15 protein-coding genes are annotated in these 15,729 nt (G+C 57.0%); 4 read left to right on the top strand and 11 right to left on the bottom strand.

Annotated features, from left to right (window positions below):
• Position 1 precedes the first annotated feature (1 nt).
• From ACQYWX_RS26505 to ACQYWX_RS26495, 3 genes are all read right to left on the bottom strand, one after another.
• Positions 2 to 535, bottom strand: a complete 534-nt coding sequence (locus tag ACQYWX_RS26505; protein ID WP_431686933.1) for a phage tail protein — start codon at positions 533 to 535, stop codon at positions 2 to 4.
• A 73-nt stretch (positions 536 to 608) separates the two neighbouring features.
• Entirely contained in the window at positions 609 to 1,136 is a 528-nt protein-coding gene (locus ACQYWX_RS26500; RefSeq protein WP_431686932.1) for a phage tail protein, read from the bottom strand.
• A gap of 50 nt (positions 1,137 to 1,186) precedes the next feature.
• Positions 1,187 to 1,690 carry a phage tail protein gene (locus ACQYWX_RS26495; RefSeq protein ID WP_216737606.1) on the bottom strand — a complete coding sequence of 168 codons (504 nt, stop codon included), beginning with the start codon at positions 1,688 to 1,690 and terminating at the stop codon, positions 1,187 to 1,189.
• A 292-nt stretch (positions 1,691 to 1,982) separates the two neighbouring features.
• Between ACQYWX_RS26495 and ACQYWX_RS26490 the strand changes: the two genes are divergently transcribed.
• The 3 genes from ACQYWX_RS26490 to ACQYWX_RS26480 all read left to right on the top strand — a co-directional run bounded on the left by ACQYWX_RS26490 (position 1,983) and on the right by ACQYWX_RS26480 (position 5,260).
• Complete coding sequence (locus ACQYWX_RS26490) at positions 1,983 to 2,741, top strand: response regulator (RefSeq protein WP_431686931.1); 759 nt, start codon at positions 1,983 to 1,985, stop codon at positions 2,739 to 2,741.
• A gap of 2 nt (positions 2,742 to 2,743) precedes the next feature.
• Positions 2,744 to 4,348 (top strand): ATP-binding protein, encoded by a 1,605-nt coding sequence (locus ACQYWX_RS26485; protein WP_431686930.1) that lies wholly within the window; start codon positions 2,744 to 2,746, stop codon positions 4,346 to 4,348.
• 216 nt (positions 4,349 to 4,564) lie between these two features.
• Complete coding sequence (locus tag ACQYWX_RS26480) at positions 4,565 to 5,260, top strand: hypothetical protein (RefSeq protein ID WP_431686929.1); 696 nt, start codon at positions 4,565 to 4,567, stop codon at positions 5,258 to 5,260.
• A 67-nt stretch (positions 5,261 to 5,327) separates the two neighbouring features.
• On the opposite strand, the gene ACQYWX_RS26475 is transcribed toward ACQYWX_RS26480, so the two are convergent.
• Both ACQYWX_RS26475 and ACQYWX_RS26470 read right to left on the bottom strand, forming a co-directional pair.
• A complete protein-coding gene (locus ACQYWX_RS26475; protein WP_216738622.1) occupies positions 5,328 to 5,936 on the bottom strand; it encodes a DUF2239 family protein in 609 nt (202 codons plus the stop codon).
• 241 nt (positions 5,937 to 6,177) lie between these two features.
• Positions 6,178 to 6,795, bottom strand: coding sequence for a DUF5565 family protein (locus tag ACQYWX_RS26470; protein WP_431686928.1), 618 nt, complete (start codon positions 6,793 to 6,795; stop codon positions 6,178 to 6,180).
• Positions 6,796 to 7,201: 406 nt separating this feature from the next.
• Between ACQYWX_RS26470 and ACQYWX_RS26465 the strand changes: the two genes are divergently transcribed.
• The gene (locus tag ACQYWX_RS26465) at positions 7,202 to 7,693 is read left to right on the top strand and encodes a hypothetical protein (protein ID WP_431686927.1); all 492 of its coding nucleotides are present in this window, start codon (positions 7,202 to 7,204) and stop codon (positions 7,691 to 7,693) included.
• Between the two features lie 377 nt (positions 7,694 to 8,070).
• On the opposite strand, the gene ACQYWX_RS26460 is transcribed toward ACQYWX_RS26465, so the two are convergent.
• From ACQYWX_RS26460 to ACQYWX_RS26435, 6 genes are all read right to left on the bottom strand, one after another.
• A complete protein-coding gene (locus ACQYWX_RS26460; RefSeq protein WP_431686926.1) occupies positions 8,071 to 8,802 on the bottom strand; it encodes a DUF1295 domain-containing protein in 732 nt (243 codons plus the stop codon).
• A gap of 104 nt (positions 8,803 to 8,906) precedes the next feature.
• Positions 8,907 to 10,034: a nitroreductase family protein gene (locus ACQYWX_RS26455; protein ID WP_431686925.1), complete on the bottom strand. Its 1,128-nt coding sequence runs from the start codon at positions 10,032 to 10,034 to the stop codon at positions 8,907 to 8,909.
• A 37-nt stretch (positions 10,035 to 10,071) separates the two neighbouring features.
• Positions 10,072 to 10,875, bottom strand: a complete 804-nt coding sequence (locus tag ACQYWX_RS26450) for a 4'-phosphopantetheinyl transferase family protein (RefSeq protein ID WP_431686924.1) — start codon at positions 10,873 to 10,875, stop codon at positions 10,072 to 10,074.
• Complete coding sequence (locus ACQYWX_RS26445; RefSeq protein ID WP_216738628.1) at positions 10,862 to 11,179, bottom strand: RedY protein; 318 nt, start codon at positions 11,177 to 11,179, stop codon at positions 10,862 to 10,864. The genes ACQYWX_RS26450 and ACQYWX_RS26445 overlap by 14 nt, the downstream gene beginning before the upstream one ends.
• A 14-nt stretch (positions 11,180 to 11,193) precedes the next feature.
• Positions 11,194 to 14,022: a polyketide synthase gene (locus ACQYWX_RS26440; protein WP_431686923.1), complete on the bottom strand. Its 2,829-nt coding sequence runs from the start codon at positions 14,020 to 14,022 to the stop codon at positions 11,194 to 11,196.
• A gap of 1 nt (position 14,023) precedes the next feature.
• Positions 14,024 to 15,649, bottom strand: coding sequence for an amino acid adenylation domain-containing protein (locus tag ACQYWX_RS26435; protein ID WP_431686922.1), 1,626 nt, complete (start codon positions 15,647 to 15,649; stop codon positions 14,024 to 14,026).
• Between the last annotated feature and the right edge of the window lie 80 nt (positions 15,650 to 15,729).

Here is a 15,729-nt window from a genome sequence, read left to right as displayed (position 1 = left end):
ATCAGTTACGGGATGGGTAATAGCCTTTCAATGAAAGAATAAAGTTCAAAGCTAAATAGGGCATCATGTTGTAGTGAGCCGCTGTTTGGCCGTTGCCAAGGCCACCGGTATTTCCGATAGCGTCCGGCGCCAGGTTGGTCATGTTGCTGACCCCTGCGTAGAATGGGACTGCTGTGACGCCGGTAGCCTGACCTGTCGGATTGACATTGGCGGTGACGGCCTCATTTGAGGCTTGTAGAAGATGGGTATGTGGCGGCAGATTCGCTTCGGTTAACACGACCTCTGAACTTCCAAATGAACTGCCGAAAGCTCTGTCTGTGAGCCCGGGACCTTGTCCAAAGTTCAAAGGAATGCGGCCGCGCATATCGGGTAGTCCGAAGCTGGTGCGAGCGTCGCCCCCAAAAGTTACTCCAATTACGCTGAACAACGCTTCATTTTGTGCAATCGTTAATAGCTGGCCGTTACAAAATGTCCAATTGAACGGAGCGTAGTTTCCCGCGAATATCCTGATTTCTCCAATAAATGATTCAGACATGGCTGCTCTCCTTTATGCTCTAACTCGGAGGTTGTCTCCAATATATGTTGATGTATCTCTATGTATTTCCACTCTAATTACGTGTTGGGAAGACGCCATCCAAAGCTATGCAAAATCTCAGGGCTAAAAAAGGCTGTCTGTTTTCATGGGGAAGCCCTTTCCCTGCGCCAGTCAGCATGGAAGGCGCCATAGCGGTGAGGGGGAGGTAGGGGTCTTGCTTGTAATCTGGTTGAAAGTCTCCTGCTTGATAGGCGAAAAGCAGGTTGGCGGGTTCGGGACTTGTCCCGGCGGCGCCTGCGGCTACTAGTTGATGATTGTGTGACGGCATTTGGGTTGTGCTCAGAGATACGTACTCTTGGCCACCAGGATGCGAAAACGGGTAGTACTGTCCTGAAACTTGTCCCGCATGCAGTGGAGCCCTGCTGCGCAGATCAGGCAGGCCCATCGTAGTCCTCCCGTCGCCGCCGAAAGCTGTCGTGATCACTGCGTAAAGAGCTTGGTTTTGTGCAATGCTGGTGAGTTGCCCTTGACAGAACGCCCATCCAGCGGGGGTGAAAGAATACCCAAACATTCTGATTTCACCGAAAAAAGGATACGACATAGTGAACCCTCCTGGTTATTAGATTACTCAATTTAATGTGGTTGGAGCGCTTAGTTTCTTTGGGGATATTCTCCCTTGAGAGCGACACAAAAATTGATCGTCAGTGAGGGTTGCATATTCTGATGGGCTTGGCCGCCGCCTGTAGCGGAGATTGCGTTTGGCGACATTGATACCGGTAAGGTGAGGGGGCGATAGATATCTGGAGTCGCCGCCAGAATTCTGTTATCTCTGGGACTTCCTTTATCGGCATCCAAGCTGGAGGCGTAAACCTGATGGCTGTGAATCGGCATTTGATCTTGAATCAGGGTGACTGTTTCAAACCCTCCTTGAGCGCCCATATTAATTCCATTTTGTGGGTCTATTTGTATGGGAGCTCGACCACGCAAATCAGGTAAAGCGAATGTGGTGTTTCCGTTACCGCCGAAAGCTGTTCCAAATAGAGAGTATAAAGCTGGGTTTTGCGAAATGGTTTGTAAGGCTCCATTGCAAAAAGCCCAGTCTTTAGGAGGGAAGTTAAAAGCCATCATGCTGATCTGACCGAGATAGGGTTCCATAAGCGGCTCCTTGTTTGATCCTTGTACGCGCATACCTGAAGCCTGGGAGCGCCGGTTAGGAAGGTATGCAGCTTGAATACTCAACAGCAAAACAGGTCCGCTTGTGGAGGCGGGCCGTATACAGAAGCCTAGTAGACCTTTTTTTGTACAGCAAGGCGGGCCCATCTTTAACAGTCGGACTGTCCCAAACTGTCACAAACCTGCTACACAGGCAGGTATTCTCCCGTCGTATTTTTTCCTACACTGAGCGAATTTCCCCTGATCCTGTTGGTTAAGGCGACGCTCTCCCATCATGACACCCGTATTTTCGAACTGCGCTCACAATCATCGCTTGCTGCTGGTGGAGGATGACCAGGAGCTGGCTTCCTTGATTCAGGACTACCTGACTAAAAATGGTTTCCAGGTGGCGATTGTCGCCAATGGGCTGGATGCGGTGCGGGAAATTCAGACGCAGCGTCCGGCGCTGGTGATTCTGGACGTGATGCTGCCGGGGCTGTCGGGCATGGATGTGTGTCGGCAGGCGCGGCTGGACTATAACGGCTTTATTCTCATGCTGACGGCGCTGGATGAGGATATGGACCAAATGCTGGGATTGGAGCTTGGCGCGGACGACTATATCGTCAAGCCGGTGCAGCCGCGGTTACTGCTTAGCCGCATTCGCGCGCTGTTGCGACGGCTGGAGCACACCGGAAGCAACGAGGGCGTTGCAACGGCGACCCAGGATAAAAGCGTGATCATCGCTGGCGCGTTGACCATTGATCTGCGCAACCGCGTTGTCAGGCTGGGCGATCGTTCGGTGGAGCTCACCACGGCGGAATTCGAACTGTTATTGTTGCTGGCGAGGTCGCTGGGCGAAGTGGTGGACCGCGACTTTATCATTCAGGAATTACGCGGCTTCGATTACGACGGTTTGGACCGCTCCATAGACCGACGCATCTCCCGTTTACGGAAGAAGCTGCAGGACGGCGGAGCAGGGCAGGACATCATCAAGACGATTAGGGGCAAAGGCTATCAGCTATGCACTGATCCAGACCTGGCTGGAGGCCGTTGAGGATGATGCTAAGAACCCTGTTGCGACTGGTGATCGTCATTGTCTTGCCGGTCGGGCTGCTGCTGACGGTGGAATCCTACAATCCTGTTCATTACATCAAAAACCGCATTCTCCTTAATTACTTCGTTAACACCTATAACGGCACATTTTTCCTGATTGACCGTGATTTGGCGGAGCGGCCGCAGAGCGCCTGGCGGGACAGAGTGGCGTCGCTGGATAACCATTTCGGCTATCGATTGCGGTTGACGCCCTTGGCGGAACTACTCACGCAAACGCAGTACGGCGATACCTTGCGAGAAGGCGGTTATGTCTATGCAGAGGCGGATACCGACGTGCTCTGGCGCAGGGTCGGCGACAGCGACTGGGTGGTTGAAATGGTGCTGGATGAGACGGATGACGAAGAGACGCTGCGCAGCGCTAAAGGTACTCTGTTTTTGTTGGGCGACATGTTTGCGAAAGCGCCGGAAGCGCAGTGGCCGCAATTACTGACGCAGTTGCAGGCGGAGTTTCGTTTTCCGCTGGAGATGCTGGCGCTGGCTGAGCTGGACATATCGGCGGAGAAACAAGAGGCGCTGATGCAAAAAGGCTACGCCTGGATCACCACCGACGACGATGAAACCCTGTTTTACTACCGTATTGGCGATAGCGACAAAGTCCTGTCGGCGGGGCCAACGCCTTCGCCGGGTGGGGTGGTTCTCTCTTATTTGGTGACGGTATTCGCCGCGATACTGTTAGCTACTGCTTTGGGCTTATTATCCTGGCTGACGCCCTTGTGGCGTGATCTCAAACGGCTCGACCGCACGGCGTCGGAGTTTGGGCAGGGCCGGCTGGAGCATCGCGTGACGTTGCGTAAAGGCTCCGTCGCCGCACGTCTGGGCCGATCATTCAACGCTATGGCGGACAGCATTCAGAAGCTGGTGCGCTCGCATCAACAGCTGACCAATGCCGTCGCTCATGATCTTCGCACCCCGTTGGCGCGGCTGCGCTTCGCGGTGGAAATTCTGGAGTCGGAGGATTGCACGGCGGAAGAGCAGGAGCGATATCGCAAAAGCATCCACGCCAGCATCGACTCACTGGATTACCTGATCAATCAATTGCTCACCCACTCACGCTACAGTCGCGCCATCGACATCAATCACTTCAGCGAGATTGACCTGGCGGCCCTGGTGGAGGAAGAAGTGGATTTGCATCAGCCTGAACGCAGTGACCTGGCCTGTGAGTTTGTCTGTGACGAGACCCTGCGCGGCGCCCGCATATGGGCGGACTCACGCGCCATCGGTCGGGTGTTGCATAACCTGCTGGATAACGCCTCCCGCTATGCACAGTCCCGCGTGCGGGTCAGCCTGCGATGCGACGGCGCACTTTGTCGTTTAAAGGTGGAGGATGACGGTCCAGGCATTCCCCTGGCTGAACGGGAGACCATCCTGCAGCCCTTCGCGCAATTGGGCAACGCCGAGCGCGCGTCATCCGGCGGACACGGCCTCGGACTGGCTATCGTCAGTCAGATCGCGCAATGGCACCAGGGCGACGTCACCGTCGGCGACTCCCCGCTGGGCGGCGCCGCGATTGAGGTTTCCTGGCCGGCTCGCGCGCCCTCCGCCGGTTAAACTGGCCGCTTTTGCTCCGCGCCTCTCGCTTGTCCTGTTATCCAAATCCGTCTCTCGTCCTTGATGAAGCACTCTGGTCACGTGCGCGGATTTGGCGTCACATTCTGTCCCAAATCAGCCACATACCTTTTTCGTTTGGCCTCTTAAGATCACATCTCCTTTTGTGTAGTTAGATTTGAATATTTTTGAATATTGATAAAAGAGGGAGGCCGGGCAATGGCTGGCAATTCTATCGTTCGCCTGGGGGCGACACTTATTTTGGCTGCAGCTTACACGACTTCGGCGCAGGCGGCGGATTACTCTGTAGGCGGCATGCTGGGGACGCAGGGCGTTGGCGTCACCGCCGCCAAACGGACGGACTGGAGTCTGGTGGATGAAGATCAACTGCAGCTGCGTTTTACCTTCGGCGGGCTGGATGTGGACGACGTCGATGATCTTGAGCTGAGCGGAACCAAATACAAAGCGGATCTCCGCACAGGGACGCTGACCGGCGGCGTGGACTGGTATCCATTCTCCGGTAAGTATGTGGATAACATCTTTTTCTCCGGCGGTCTGGTTTATTTTGATCACGACATCAAAGGGAGCACCAAGGCGGATCAATCTTTCGACGTCGGCGGCGCGCATGTCAGCAGCAGCGATAATGTACGTTTGGATGCGGAAATCGATCAGTCTTCCTGGGCGCCTTATCTGAGTCTGGGGTGGGGGAATCGCATTCGCAGCGAATCCGGCTTCTCTTTCCAGGCCGAGTTTGGGGTGATGACGCCGTTAAGCGATCCTGATGTGAGGCTGAGCGCTAGAGATCCTGGAGGCGTTTTGTCTGCGGATAATCTGGAGCGCGAGCGTCGCGATATAGAAGATGATCTGGGTGGCGCGCAGGGATTTCTGTCTGTGGCGGTGACCTATCAGTTCTAGTCTTGCCGCGCGAAAACGGCGACACGCGCTATAAAATGGCGCGTGTCGCTGAGCTGAATAGCGGGGCTCAGTCCTGGGCCTCCGCCAGCTTTTCCATCTCCAACGCCTTCTCAGTCTGATGCCGGATATAGTCCTGAATGTCGTCAGGCCATAGCGAAATCATGTCATCAAAGGTTTCATAGTCTTTGGCGAAGAAGGCGCGACAGGCCTCTTCAAAGCCGGGGAAGTCGCCGGCGACGGTGGACATGAAGCGATACACGGCTTCCAGCGCCAGACGTGACCGGTCTTTGTCCACATTGTCGCGTCTGGCCGCTTCGACCAGCTTGCGCAGCGCCACAGAAGCGCCGCCGGGTTGCGCTCTTAACCAGTCCCAGTGACGGGGCAGCAGCGTGACTTCTCGCGACACCACTCCCAGTTTGGGACGTCCAGGTCCTGCTTTAGGTTTGGGGGCGCCGTCTTCGCTGCTTGCTGCGATCCTGGCGAGGACGTCTTCAGCCGCGCCGCGATAATCGACCTCTACAATCCGTCCGGTGGCGTTGTCGTAAATGGCGACGGGGGCATTGGCGTCCTGCTCCAGTAAGGATTTGGCCTTCAACGCCACTTCCGGTAAGTCGCCGGCGGCGAAAAGCTGGTGGCCGTGAAAGCCGGTATAACTCTGAGTTTCTTTTGCGCTCATCTGTTTCACTCCTGTGCTCGCTCGGATAGCCGGTAACCACGACTACCCTGGGAAATATGTCGCCAATAATACCCGGGTAAAAAATGAAGTCAATATTACCCGGTAAAAAATATTGCTTTTGCGTTGGTAAAAAAGCGTTTCTAAAACCGCGAGTTAGTAGTCGTAGGCTAGCGGTTAGAGTGAAGAAAGGGAGAGAGGGGAGGGAGAAAATAAAAGCCTGGGGAAAATCCCAGGCCTGTATTCACCATGAAAAACCGAAGTCTTTTCGTCTCAGTTTGGCCATGCGTCCATCCGGCGCATGCCAAACAACGCCTTCCATGTTTTGCGCCGCCATCCAGTCTCGTAGAGAGTGGAAGTCCAAGCGCTCCGGCGGCGTCAGGATCTTGCCGCCATGCGCCCACAACGCGTGGCGCTGCAGCTGGTAGCGGTTACCCTGAACTTTAGGGCCGACCAGTTCGTAGGTCTGGCCTTCGACCAGTTTACCGGCGGTCTGTGCAAGGGCTTCGCAATGCCAGCGATCTTCCGGGCTGGCCTCGGAAACCGGCAGCCAGCCGGGCCAATGTCCGGTGATGGCGTCAGGCTCCGCCTCGCAAGGCGCAAATCCGTCCGGCGCCGATTTGAACATGGCGTGGTCCAGAATATCGAGACGTCCGGCGCGGAGTTTGGCGGCGAACGGCTTACGCAGTTTGCGATCGTAGCGTTTCCACAAACGGCCTTCTCTGAACAGACAGGCGCTGCCGTCGAATTTCTCGGTGGCGAACCCTATGCCTTGCAACACCCAGGCAGATTCAGGAGCCACTTGCTCCGTCGCCAGATGACTACGGCGATCGATGACGAATAACGTCTTGATCTTTTTCATGTTTTTTCTCCTATGAAGGTTAAACGGATTTCGAGTCCCGTCCGGCTCCATGAAGAGAGGCGGCATGGTAACGCCAGTTATCAATGGCGGTCAAACCAGGTGGTCGGATTACGCAAAATTTTTCAATTAAATGCATACGACGACAGCCTCTGTCGCTCCGCTACGTAATATGTCTCTTGTAAAGCGGCGCTGGTCGAAGGTGTGATCGTTTCACCGCAGGGAAGCCACTGCCGCTGTGCTGTCTATGTGGTAATGGAAGGCGTAAGAGATAGGGATTTCTCACCCCACTGAGTTGATGTCCTTGCGCGCACGGAATAGCGCTTGACCCAAAGGGATTTGGGGTCTTTTTCTAAACGGCGGCCAGTAAGCTACACTGACCGGCTTTATCGAGTTAAGGCCGGCGCCGATGAACGCATATCTCAATATCTCCCCTCAATCCGATACAGATACGTTCCCCGACCTGCTGAGGGCCTGTTTGTTGTTTGGGGAACAAAACGCGCTTGCGCCTGAACTTCTCTATGAGCCGAGTGCTTCCGCCAAGCGTTGTGGCGGACCGGATTTCTTCATCGTAAAGTTCCATGGGCCACACGCATACAAAGTGATGCAAGAGGCCTCGACGATACTTACGCAGGGAGGTCGCTTGGCGAGGCTCTATCCACAATGGGATGAGCAAGCCAAACCAGCAATGGCGGAACAGGATCTATCCATACAGTTTTACGCCAAAGATACTCCCGATTCTCCGCTGGTTCGTCAAACCAGCAGTAACGTTTGTTTAACCCATGCGCCGACAAACACAGTTGTTTGTTGTGAATACAGCCGCTCTAGATTCAAGAACGTTGAGGAAGGGAAGAGCCTGCTTCGCTCTTATCTCCACAGCTTGGGCGCGGCTTGCGTGTAAGCGCCCATCTATCCATCCATGTATTTGCAGTTTATTGACTAATTTAGATTGAGCTTATGAGATTTTGGCTGATTTTAGGCCTGTGTGTATTGGGTTTTTTGATGTGGTCGCTTTATGAATACACGTTGCGCGTATACGGCGATCGTTACACGGCGATGAATGTGATGGCGATTATTCTTACGTTCGTCATCTTTGTCTCGGCTTTCCTTTGGGTTGGAATACCAAAGGCATATCAATGGATTAAAGCGCGTATTAGCAATACGAGGGATTAGATGACTGAAAGTGACAGGGCCTGCGGTGTGCCTGGCCCTGTCTTTCGTGGCGGATAGCCGCCATGGTCGTTCCCAGGATTTAGCTTCTGGGAAGTCAGTCTTGGTTTAGATCACAAACGGAATCAGGCACTTGGCCTTTTTCTTGTAGTTCCGCCAGGCTTCGCCGTAGCGCTCTTCCGCCATTTTTTCGCTTTTGGGAATAGCGTCCGTCATGTACTGCGCGATATTGGCCAATGGCGCAATGACGCCCCAGGGATTGCCGGCGGTGAGGCCGAAGGCGACGTAAATCAGGAAGTCGCCGAAGTAGTTGGGGTGGCGGGAATAGCGCCAGAAGCCTGTGTCCAGGATCTGGCCGCGTGAATTGGGTTGCTGCTTGAATAAGTGCTTCTGATAATCGCTGCCGAAATGGAAAATGGTGCCGATCAGGTAGACGGCGACGGCGCTGTAATCGATCCAGTTCAGTGGGCCGACACGGTCCGCCGCCCATTGGAACGGCAGGCAGTAGAGCCAGCCAAAAACGTTGGCGAGAATGATGGGTAAAAAGTAGATGGCCGACAGCGGCATGACTTCCTTGAGCTTGGCGGCGGCGGTGTTGTTGTACCAGAGCGTGAGCACGACGTTCATACGCAATTGGTAAATAATCACCATGCCGAGCAGCAGGGCTTTGCGCACCAGATCTGCGTCCCCGTACCAGCAATACACCAGCGTGACCGGCAGCAGGGTGTTAAACCCAAAGATAAACGGCGCTTTGGTATCCTTGGTGATTAAGGCGGCGATGACGCCGGCGACGGCCATGGCCTCGATCACAATGATCATGATTATCCATTGTTGCTCCATATTTCCTTTTCCTTTTTCTATCGAACTTGAGTAGGCCGTCTGGCGACGGGGTTAAGTGGTATTGACGGGGCCGTTGAGTGAGTTGTTCTTTTCGGCTCCGTGCGTCATCCGGCGGCGATGATGCCGTTGGTTTTTCTTCTGGGGCTTTTATCGAAAACTTCTTTGATGGCGCCCAGCCTGGCGAAGAAAATCATGCGCCCGTTTTCGTCCCGCAGACGCTCGATCTCAATGCGCGCCTGATCATGCTGCAGCATGACGCTGGCCGGGTGTATCGCCAGCTTCTGTTCCTGAGCGTTAAGCCAGACCTCCATCAAACGCGCGCCAGCCTGAGTCAGTGCTTTGGGCGTCATATGCTCGTTTCCAAGGTGACAGAACAGCAATTGCGATGAGTCCTCCACCAGCGCGCCAAGCTGATCGGCCATACGTTGCGGCGCGCCGAAAGGCCTTAGCGCCTGCATGACCGGCGGCGCCAAGAGGCAGCGGTAGAAAAGACTGCTCCATTTGCTTTGCGGGCCGAGCAGGCTTTGCAGATAGAATCCGTCTTCCGCATCTTCTTCCAGAGAAAAATGGATGTAGCGATAAGTCTCGCGCCAGGCTTTATAGTTGGCGAAGTCCAGCACCGCGTATTGTTTCACCAGTTGCGCCGCGCGACGGATCGTAGCGGGATCGCGTTCAACCCGCATCAGCAAATGCTCGCCAGTCAAGGACAACGGCCAGCGCCGCGCCAGCAGTTTCTGCAACCCGTCGTCGCTAATGCGCAATGGTTTAAAAGGTCCGCGGTGGGTGCGTCGCTGCAGAACCAGTCGTCGCCACGCTTCAGCATCAATGACGGGCTTAATGCAGTCGGGCGTTATACGCACCGCCGTCAGCGCAAGGCAGCCGTGTTCCTGCTCCAGTGCTGTGAGGGCGGCGCCTTTTTCGTCCTCGCAGAGCCAGCGCAGACGCCAGTCATGGCCTTTGGCGCCCAGCGTCATGCAAAACAAGCCCAGAAATAATCCGCAGCTCATCAGCATTTCGATTTCCAGACTTTCCAGGGCTTTGAGTTTACGAGCGCTGTTCAACGCCAGGACGACGCATTGTTCTCCTTCCTGAAGGGGGTCCCCGAGGAGTGCGTTAGCCCGCTCGCACTCCTGAATATGGATCAACGTCCAGGGTTGCGAGTTGTGGGATGAGGGCGCCCAGCGCGCCAAATCCACGGTTTCCTGAAGTTCATGGGTGAAATCCGACGGCATAAATAAAGCTCCAATCTTTTAATAAATTCCTTGCGAACTAAGAACCCCTAAGCAGGTCGCAGATTTCCGGCGGACTGCCGACAACCACCAGGGCGCATCCCTGAAATCGGTCCGCTATCGCCACCAGAGGCGTATTGGCGACAGCGCCGAGTTCCCGGCTGAGCCGTCGTGATAGCGTCCAGGACAATGCGCCTGTGTCTCCCGGCGAATGCAGTTCTACATCAGCGAACCAGCCAAAAATACTGCGTCCGTAGCATTTCAGCAGCGCCTCTTTGAACGCCCACGTCATGGTGGCGGAAGCGTCGCGTTCGTTGCGCCCTCGGCGTAACAACCAGCGCTGCTCCTCCGGGGTGAACGCCATTTCCCAGACTGAGCCGCAGAAGGCGCGAACGGGTTCGATATCGACGCCGACCGGGCATCGCCCCGCTGTCGCCACCGCCCAGTCGCCAGCGTGACTGATGCTGACGTAGCCTTCCATGTTGGCTTCCGGGCGGCCTTGATAGGGATCAGTTTTGCAATTGCTGATAATGATGTCCCGTAAGGCGCGCTGCGGCTGCGCCAACTCCGCCTGCAAACGCTGGAGCGCCTGTTTCCCGGCCAGTCTTCCCGCACCCCATTCCAGCTTACGTTTGGCGAAATGAATCTGGCGCAGATGGCGTCGTTCGCGCAGGTCGAATACCCGCCGCAGATCCGCTTCGGTCTCAAAGTGGCTGCGCCAGTTCTTCACCGACACTGCGTGCAAACGCCAGGGGCCGACCATCAGCGAACGATTCCAGTCTGAGGTCGGTAATTTCCCTGAATGCAGCCGGGGGTGGGACGCGGCAGGCTCAGCCTGCGGCATAGCCCGAGCCCAATTGCTCGCCGGCCAACTCTTCAACGACTTCCGCCATACGGGAAAAGGCCTGCACCAATCCGGCGAACGTTGATGTTTCCATATCGGCGTCAAAGGCGGCGCGATCGGTTATCTTTATCACCTCCAGATAGTGATAAGGCGCGGCGGGGTCCTGAGAGGCGCGATGCACGTCAAAGCGCACGACGCTAGGCAGGTCGGGGCAGGTGGCGTAATCGACGTTTTGCACCCAGGACTCAAAGGCGTCGGCTTGTGCAATATCGAACAGGCGGATTTTGTGAATGATGGTTTCCATTTCGTTCCCTTTCCTTAATTTGCAGTGTATTGAGAGTCGTCCGGCGCCGCATGGGTATCGGTTACGGACTTTAAGAGCAGATGATAGTTAACGCCGCCGGTGCCGAATGAACTGACGGCGGCGTAACGGGCGTCTTCGCCCAATGGCCAGGGTTGCAGGGCGGTGACAGGCTCCGTGGGAATCTCCGCCAGGGGCAGATCCGGATTCATCTCCCGTCTTAACAGCGTGGCGGGGATATCACCGTAACGGATCGCCAGCAGGGTTTTCAATAGGCCGGCTGACCCAGCTGCAGCGAAGGTATGTCCGATATTGGATTTGATCGAACCGACCTTAAGCGAACCGCTTCGTTCTTGTGTCTGGTACACCTCGTTCAGTGCGGTCAGCTCCGCAATATCTCCCAGCCGCGTGCCTGTGCCATGGGTTTCCACATATTCCACGCGAGCGGGAGAATAACCGGCCTGAACGAAGGCTTTACGCATGGCCAGGGCCTGTCCCTGCGGGTCCGGCGCCGTCATGGAGCGGGCGTCGCAGGAGGCGCCGACGCCGGTGATGGCCGCGTAAATACTATCGCCATCCCGCAATGCGTCACTCAGACGCTTGAGGACGAACATGCCGGCGCCGTCTCCGGGTGAAAACCCGTCGGCGTCTACGGCGAAAGGCGCAATTTTGTGTTGCGACAGCATCATTTGCGCGGAACACAGCGTTAAGTCGCGAATGTTCACCGGTAACTCCACGCCTCCCGCCAGCACCAGGTCGTAGCGATGACTGCGCAGCGCCAGCACGGCGTTATGCAGCGCCGCCAGGGAGGAGGCGCAGGCCGCTTCAACGGCGGCGGGGGCGGCGTTAAGCTGAAAGCAATTGGAGATCAGCGCTGCGATGCCGCTGGCGGAAAAGCTGTCGAGCGTGAAGTGATCGACCTCTTCAGGGGAGAGCTGCTGTTTTTCTGAGGCGTCCTGAAAGTACGCCGCCAGCGGCGAGCCGGCGAACAGCGTCTGCAACTGGGCATAATGCAGCGCCGCTGAGAGTGCGCGTTCCCGTCCCAGATTCAGGTTGCTGGCGATAAACACCGCCGCTGCCTCCTGGCGCTGACGTTTGCGTGACAGGCCGTAGTCAGCCAATGCCTCTGCTGCGCTTTGCAGTCCCAGCTTTTGTGCTTTGTCCATGCCGGCGGCCCGACGTGGGAAGATTTTGTAGGGGGATAAGTCGAATTCGCTTTGCTCCAGCGCCGCGCCATATTGCGCGTAACAACTCAACGGTCGCGATGCGTCCGCGCTGAAGAAGGCGCGACGGGGCAGTACTGATTCCGGCAATAGCTGAACGCCATCGGCGCTGTCCCACAGACTGGCGCGTATTGCTGCGACGTCTCGCCAGGGACCGAAAGAACCTCCGACGCCTACAATAGCGATGGGTTCCTGGGACGCCGGAATTGTTTCTACGTCCGCTGAGACTGCATCCGGACTGGACAGCACCAAATGCCAGCTGACGCCGCTCAGTCCGCCGCCGCACACGCCGGCGATACGCTCGTCCGTTTGAGGCCAGGGCTCGCTGCGTCCGGCGCCGTAGTCGATGTTCTGGCGTAGCAATAACTCCTGGCCGTCCACTTGCGGCATGCCGGGCAGGCGACTGTGGCGCAGAGCCAGACTGGCGGCTGCGATGGCGTTAAGTCCGGCGCTGGCGAAAGCGTACCCCAGGTTGGCGACGCAGGAGCGCAGACGCAGAGAGACATTATCGTCATGGCGCAAATCCGACAGCGCGGTCAACAGGGCTTTGCTTTCCTCCACATGACCCGGCAAGGCGCACTCAATGTAGCCTTGTCTGGCGGGATCGATATTGGCCTGACGGCAGGCTTCCGCAGCAGCCTGATACTTCAATGCGGCATCGCCGCCGTAGCGGTAGCCTGAGGGGGAATCGCGGCGAGCGCTGGCGGCGCCGCGAATGACGCTGTAGATACGATCGCCATCCCGGCGCGCATCGCTGAGCTTCTTCAATAATAACGCCGTGGCGCCTTCCGCTAACGGCGCTCCGGGTGAATTGGCGGTGAAAGGCGCGCCGGACGCGAAGCCTTTTTTCTCCAGAGCGAGGGCGGGCAGCAGACTGTCATAGCGCTGTCCGGCGATGACCAGCGCCGCTTTGGTCTGGCCTCCTGACAGCGCCAGCAGGGCGGCCTCCAACACCACATAACTGGTGGCGTCGGCGGACTCCAGCGCCTGGGCGCGGCCGCGAAAACCGAAATGCGAGGCGATGCGGGCGGGGATGCTGCTCGCCATTTCGCCGACGCGATCATGAGAGGACAAGCCGAAGTGATCACGCAGACGTTCGCGGATAGCGTCCAGGTCCGCTTCGCAATCTCCTGAGCGTTGCTCTGCGGCCTCATAAGCGAGCCGCACGCCTTCCACTTTCAAGGCGTTATTAAGCGCGCTGTCGAAGCAAAAGCAGGCGCCGCTGTACACATCCGTGTCGTCCAGTGACGGCAGCTTGTCGGGATAGCCTGCGTCACGCAGACATTGCTCCGCCGCGCGCAGCTGTAACAGCATCATCTGGGAAACGGATTTGCGGTAGGCGGGAGGGATGCGGAAGCGTTTGAAGTCGCTCTCCGCCTCTGTAAAGAATGAACCGCGCCAAGCGTCCAGATGCGCCCTGGCCGCTGCGCTGGTTTGCGGTATCCGGTGCGCAGGCATGGCTCGCAGGGGCGCGTGTTCGCCCTGCTCAAGCAGTCGCCAGAACGATTCCGTATCCTGGGCGGAGGGGGTAATGCAGGCGATGCCGACGATAGCCACAGGCTCGCGCAACGTCTGGTCATGAGAGCCGGGTGAGGCGGTGGAAAATAAGCTGGCGTCAGTCATATCAGGCAACCGGGTCTGTGTGAGTCTTTGACGCAACGGTCGGCTTGAGCGCCAACGCTTTTAACGCCAGATAATCAATTTTGCCGTTGCGGCTTTTCGGCAGTTCGTCCAGCTTGCGCACCAGCTTGGGTATCATGTAACGGGGCAACCGCGTCTGACAGTATTGCTTGATGGCGAGCACACTGGGCGCAGAGGCCGGATCAACCGCACTGAAATAAGCGATGAGGTTTTGCGCCTGCTCGGTGATTTCCGCCACCACGGCGATTTCCCGGATGCCCGGCATGGTCGACAATGCCGCTTCGATCTCTCCCAATTCCACTCTATAGCCATTGATTTTCAGCATGCGGTCTTTACGTCCGTGGTAGTACAGGTAACCATTTTCGTAACCCACCAGATCGCCGGTCGCATGGCGTCCCTGTAGATGGTTGTCGGAGTTGGCGGGATCGATGCGATTGCGGTACCCCGGTGTGACGCAGGAGCCTTCAATGATCAGTTCGCCGATTGCGCCGGGAGCGCTGACAGGCTGGCCCAGATCGTCCAGTACAAGGGCGGTTTGTCCGGGCAGCGGAACGCCGATATACACCGGCTTATCCCGTTGCAGGTCTTCCGCCGTCACCCGATAGTAAAGGCAGACATTGGTTTCGGTTGGGCCATAGAAGTTATAGAGCGCGCAGTCATCGGGCAGACGCTGGCTTAGCTCCCGTAAAGGGCGAATCGGAAATACTTCGCCGGCGAAAATCAGATAGCGTAGCGAGGCGGTGACGTCAGTATCCAAAGCGCCTGCGTTCACCATTAGTGACAGGATGGAGGGAACGCTGTACCACACGCTGATCCCATAGCGCCGAACGCCTTCCGCCAGCGCGGCGACATCCCGTTGTTGTTCTTCGCCGATAACCCAGACCGCCGCGCCCGCCGCTGCTGCGGCGAACAGATCGAAGGTGCTGAGATCGAAATGGAAGCCGGCGTGGTTGGAAAAGACGTCCCGCTCGCTTAGAGACAGTTCTTGCAGCGCCCAGCCAATAAAAGCGTGCAGATTGCCATAACTGATCTGTACGCCCTTGGGCATGCCGGTGGAGCCGGAGGTGAATAGAATCGCCGCCAGATCCTGTGGGCCGGGATGATGCGGCGTTTGCTCCGGCTGAGGTTCGAAGGCGTCCGCCGACGCCCGTGACGCGACCGCGAAACGGCCGGGCGCCGCCGCATCGGGAACTTTGTGGAAGTCGGTGACCAGCGCCAGCCGTAATGACGTGTAAGTCATATCGCCCAGTTGTTCAAAACGGGGGCTGTCCGTGACCAGAATGGCGGGCTCCGCGCCGGCGAGAATTTTTTGCGCACGGTCCACCGGCTGCATGCCATCCATGGGAACATACACGCCGCCGCATTCCATGGCGGCGTAGAGGGCGACTACATAGTCGATCTGCTTGGGCAGCCAGATGGCTACGCGATCCCCTGGCTGCAGACCGGCATAGCGGAAATAGCCGGACCAGCGACGCACTCTGGCGTAGAACTGCTCGTAGCTCACTTCCTCCGGGCCGACAAACGCCGGACGCTGGGGAAAGTTGACGGCGGAGCGTCGTAAATAGTCGATGACAGGGACAAATCCGTTTTCCGTTTCTTGTACTTTCATGCCTGCTCTCCTCCAATCCTGCATTAAGCTGGCGCAGTGACGTCATCAACCCGGATGGCTGGCGGTGCGCCATCCGGGTT

It is taken from the genome of Hahella sp. NBU794 (genome assembly GCF_050749805.1).
Classification (GTDB): Bacteria; Pseudomonadota; Gammaproteobacteria; order Pseudomonadales; family Oleiphilaceae; genus Hahella.
Note: the sequence above shows the minus strand (reverse complement) of the source record. Positions and strands in the feature narration are given on the sequence as shown.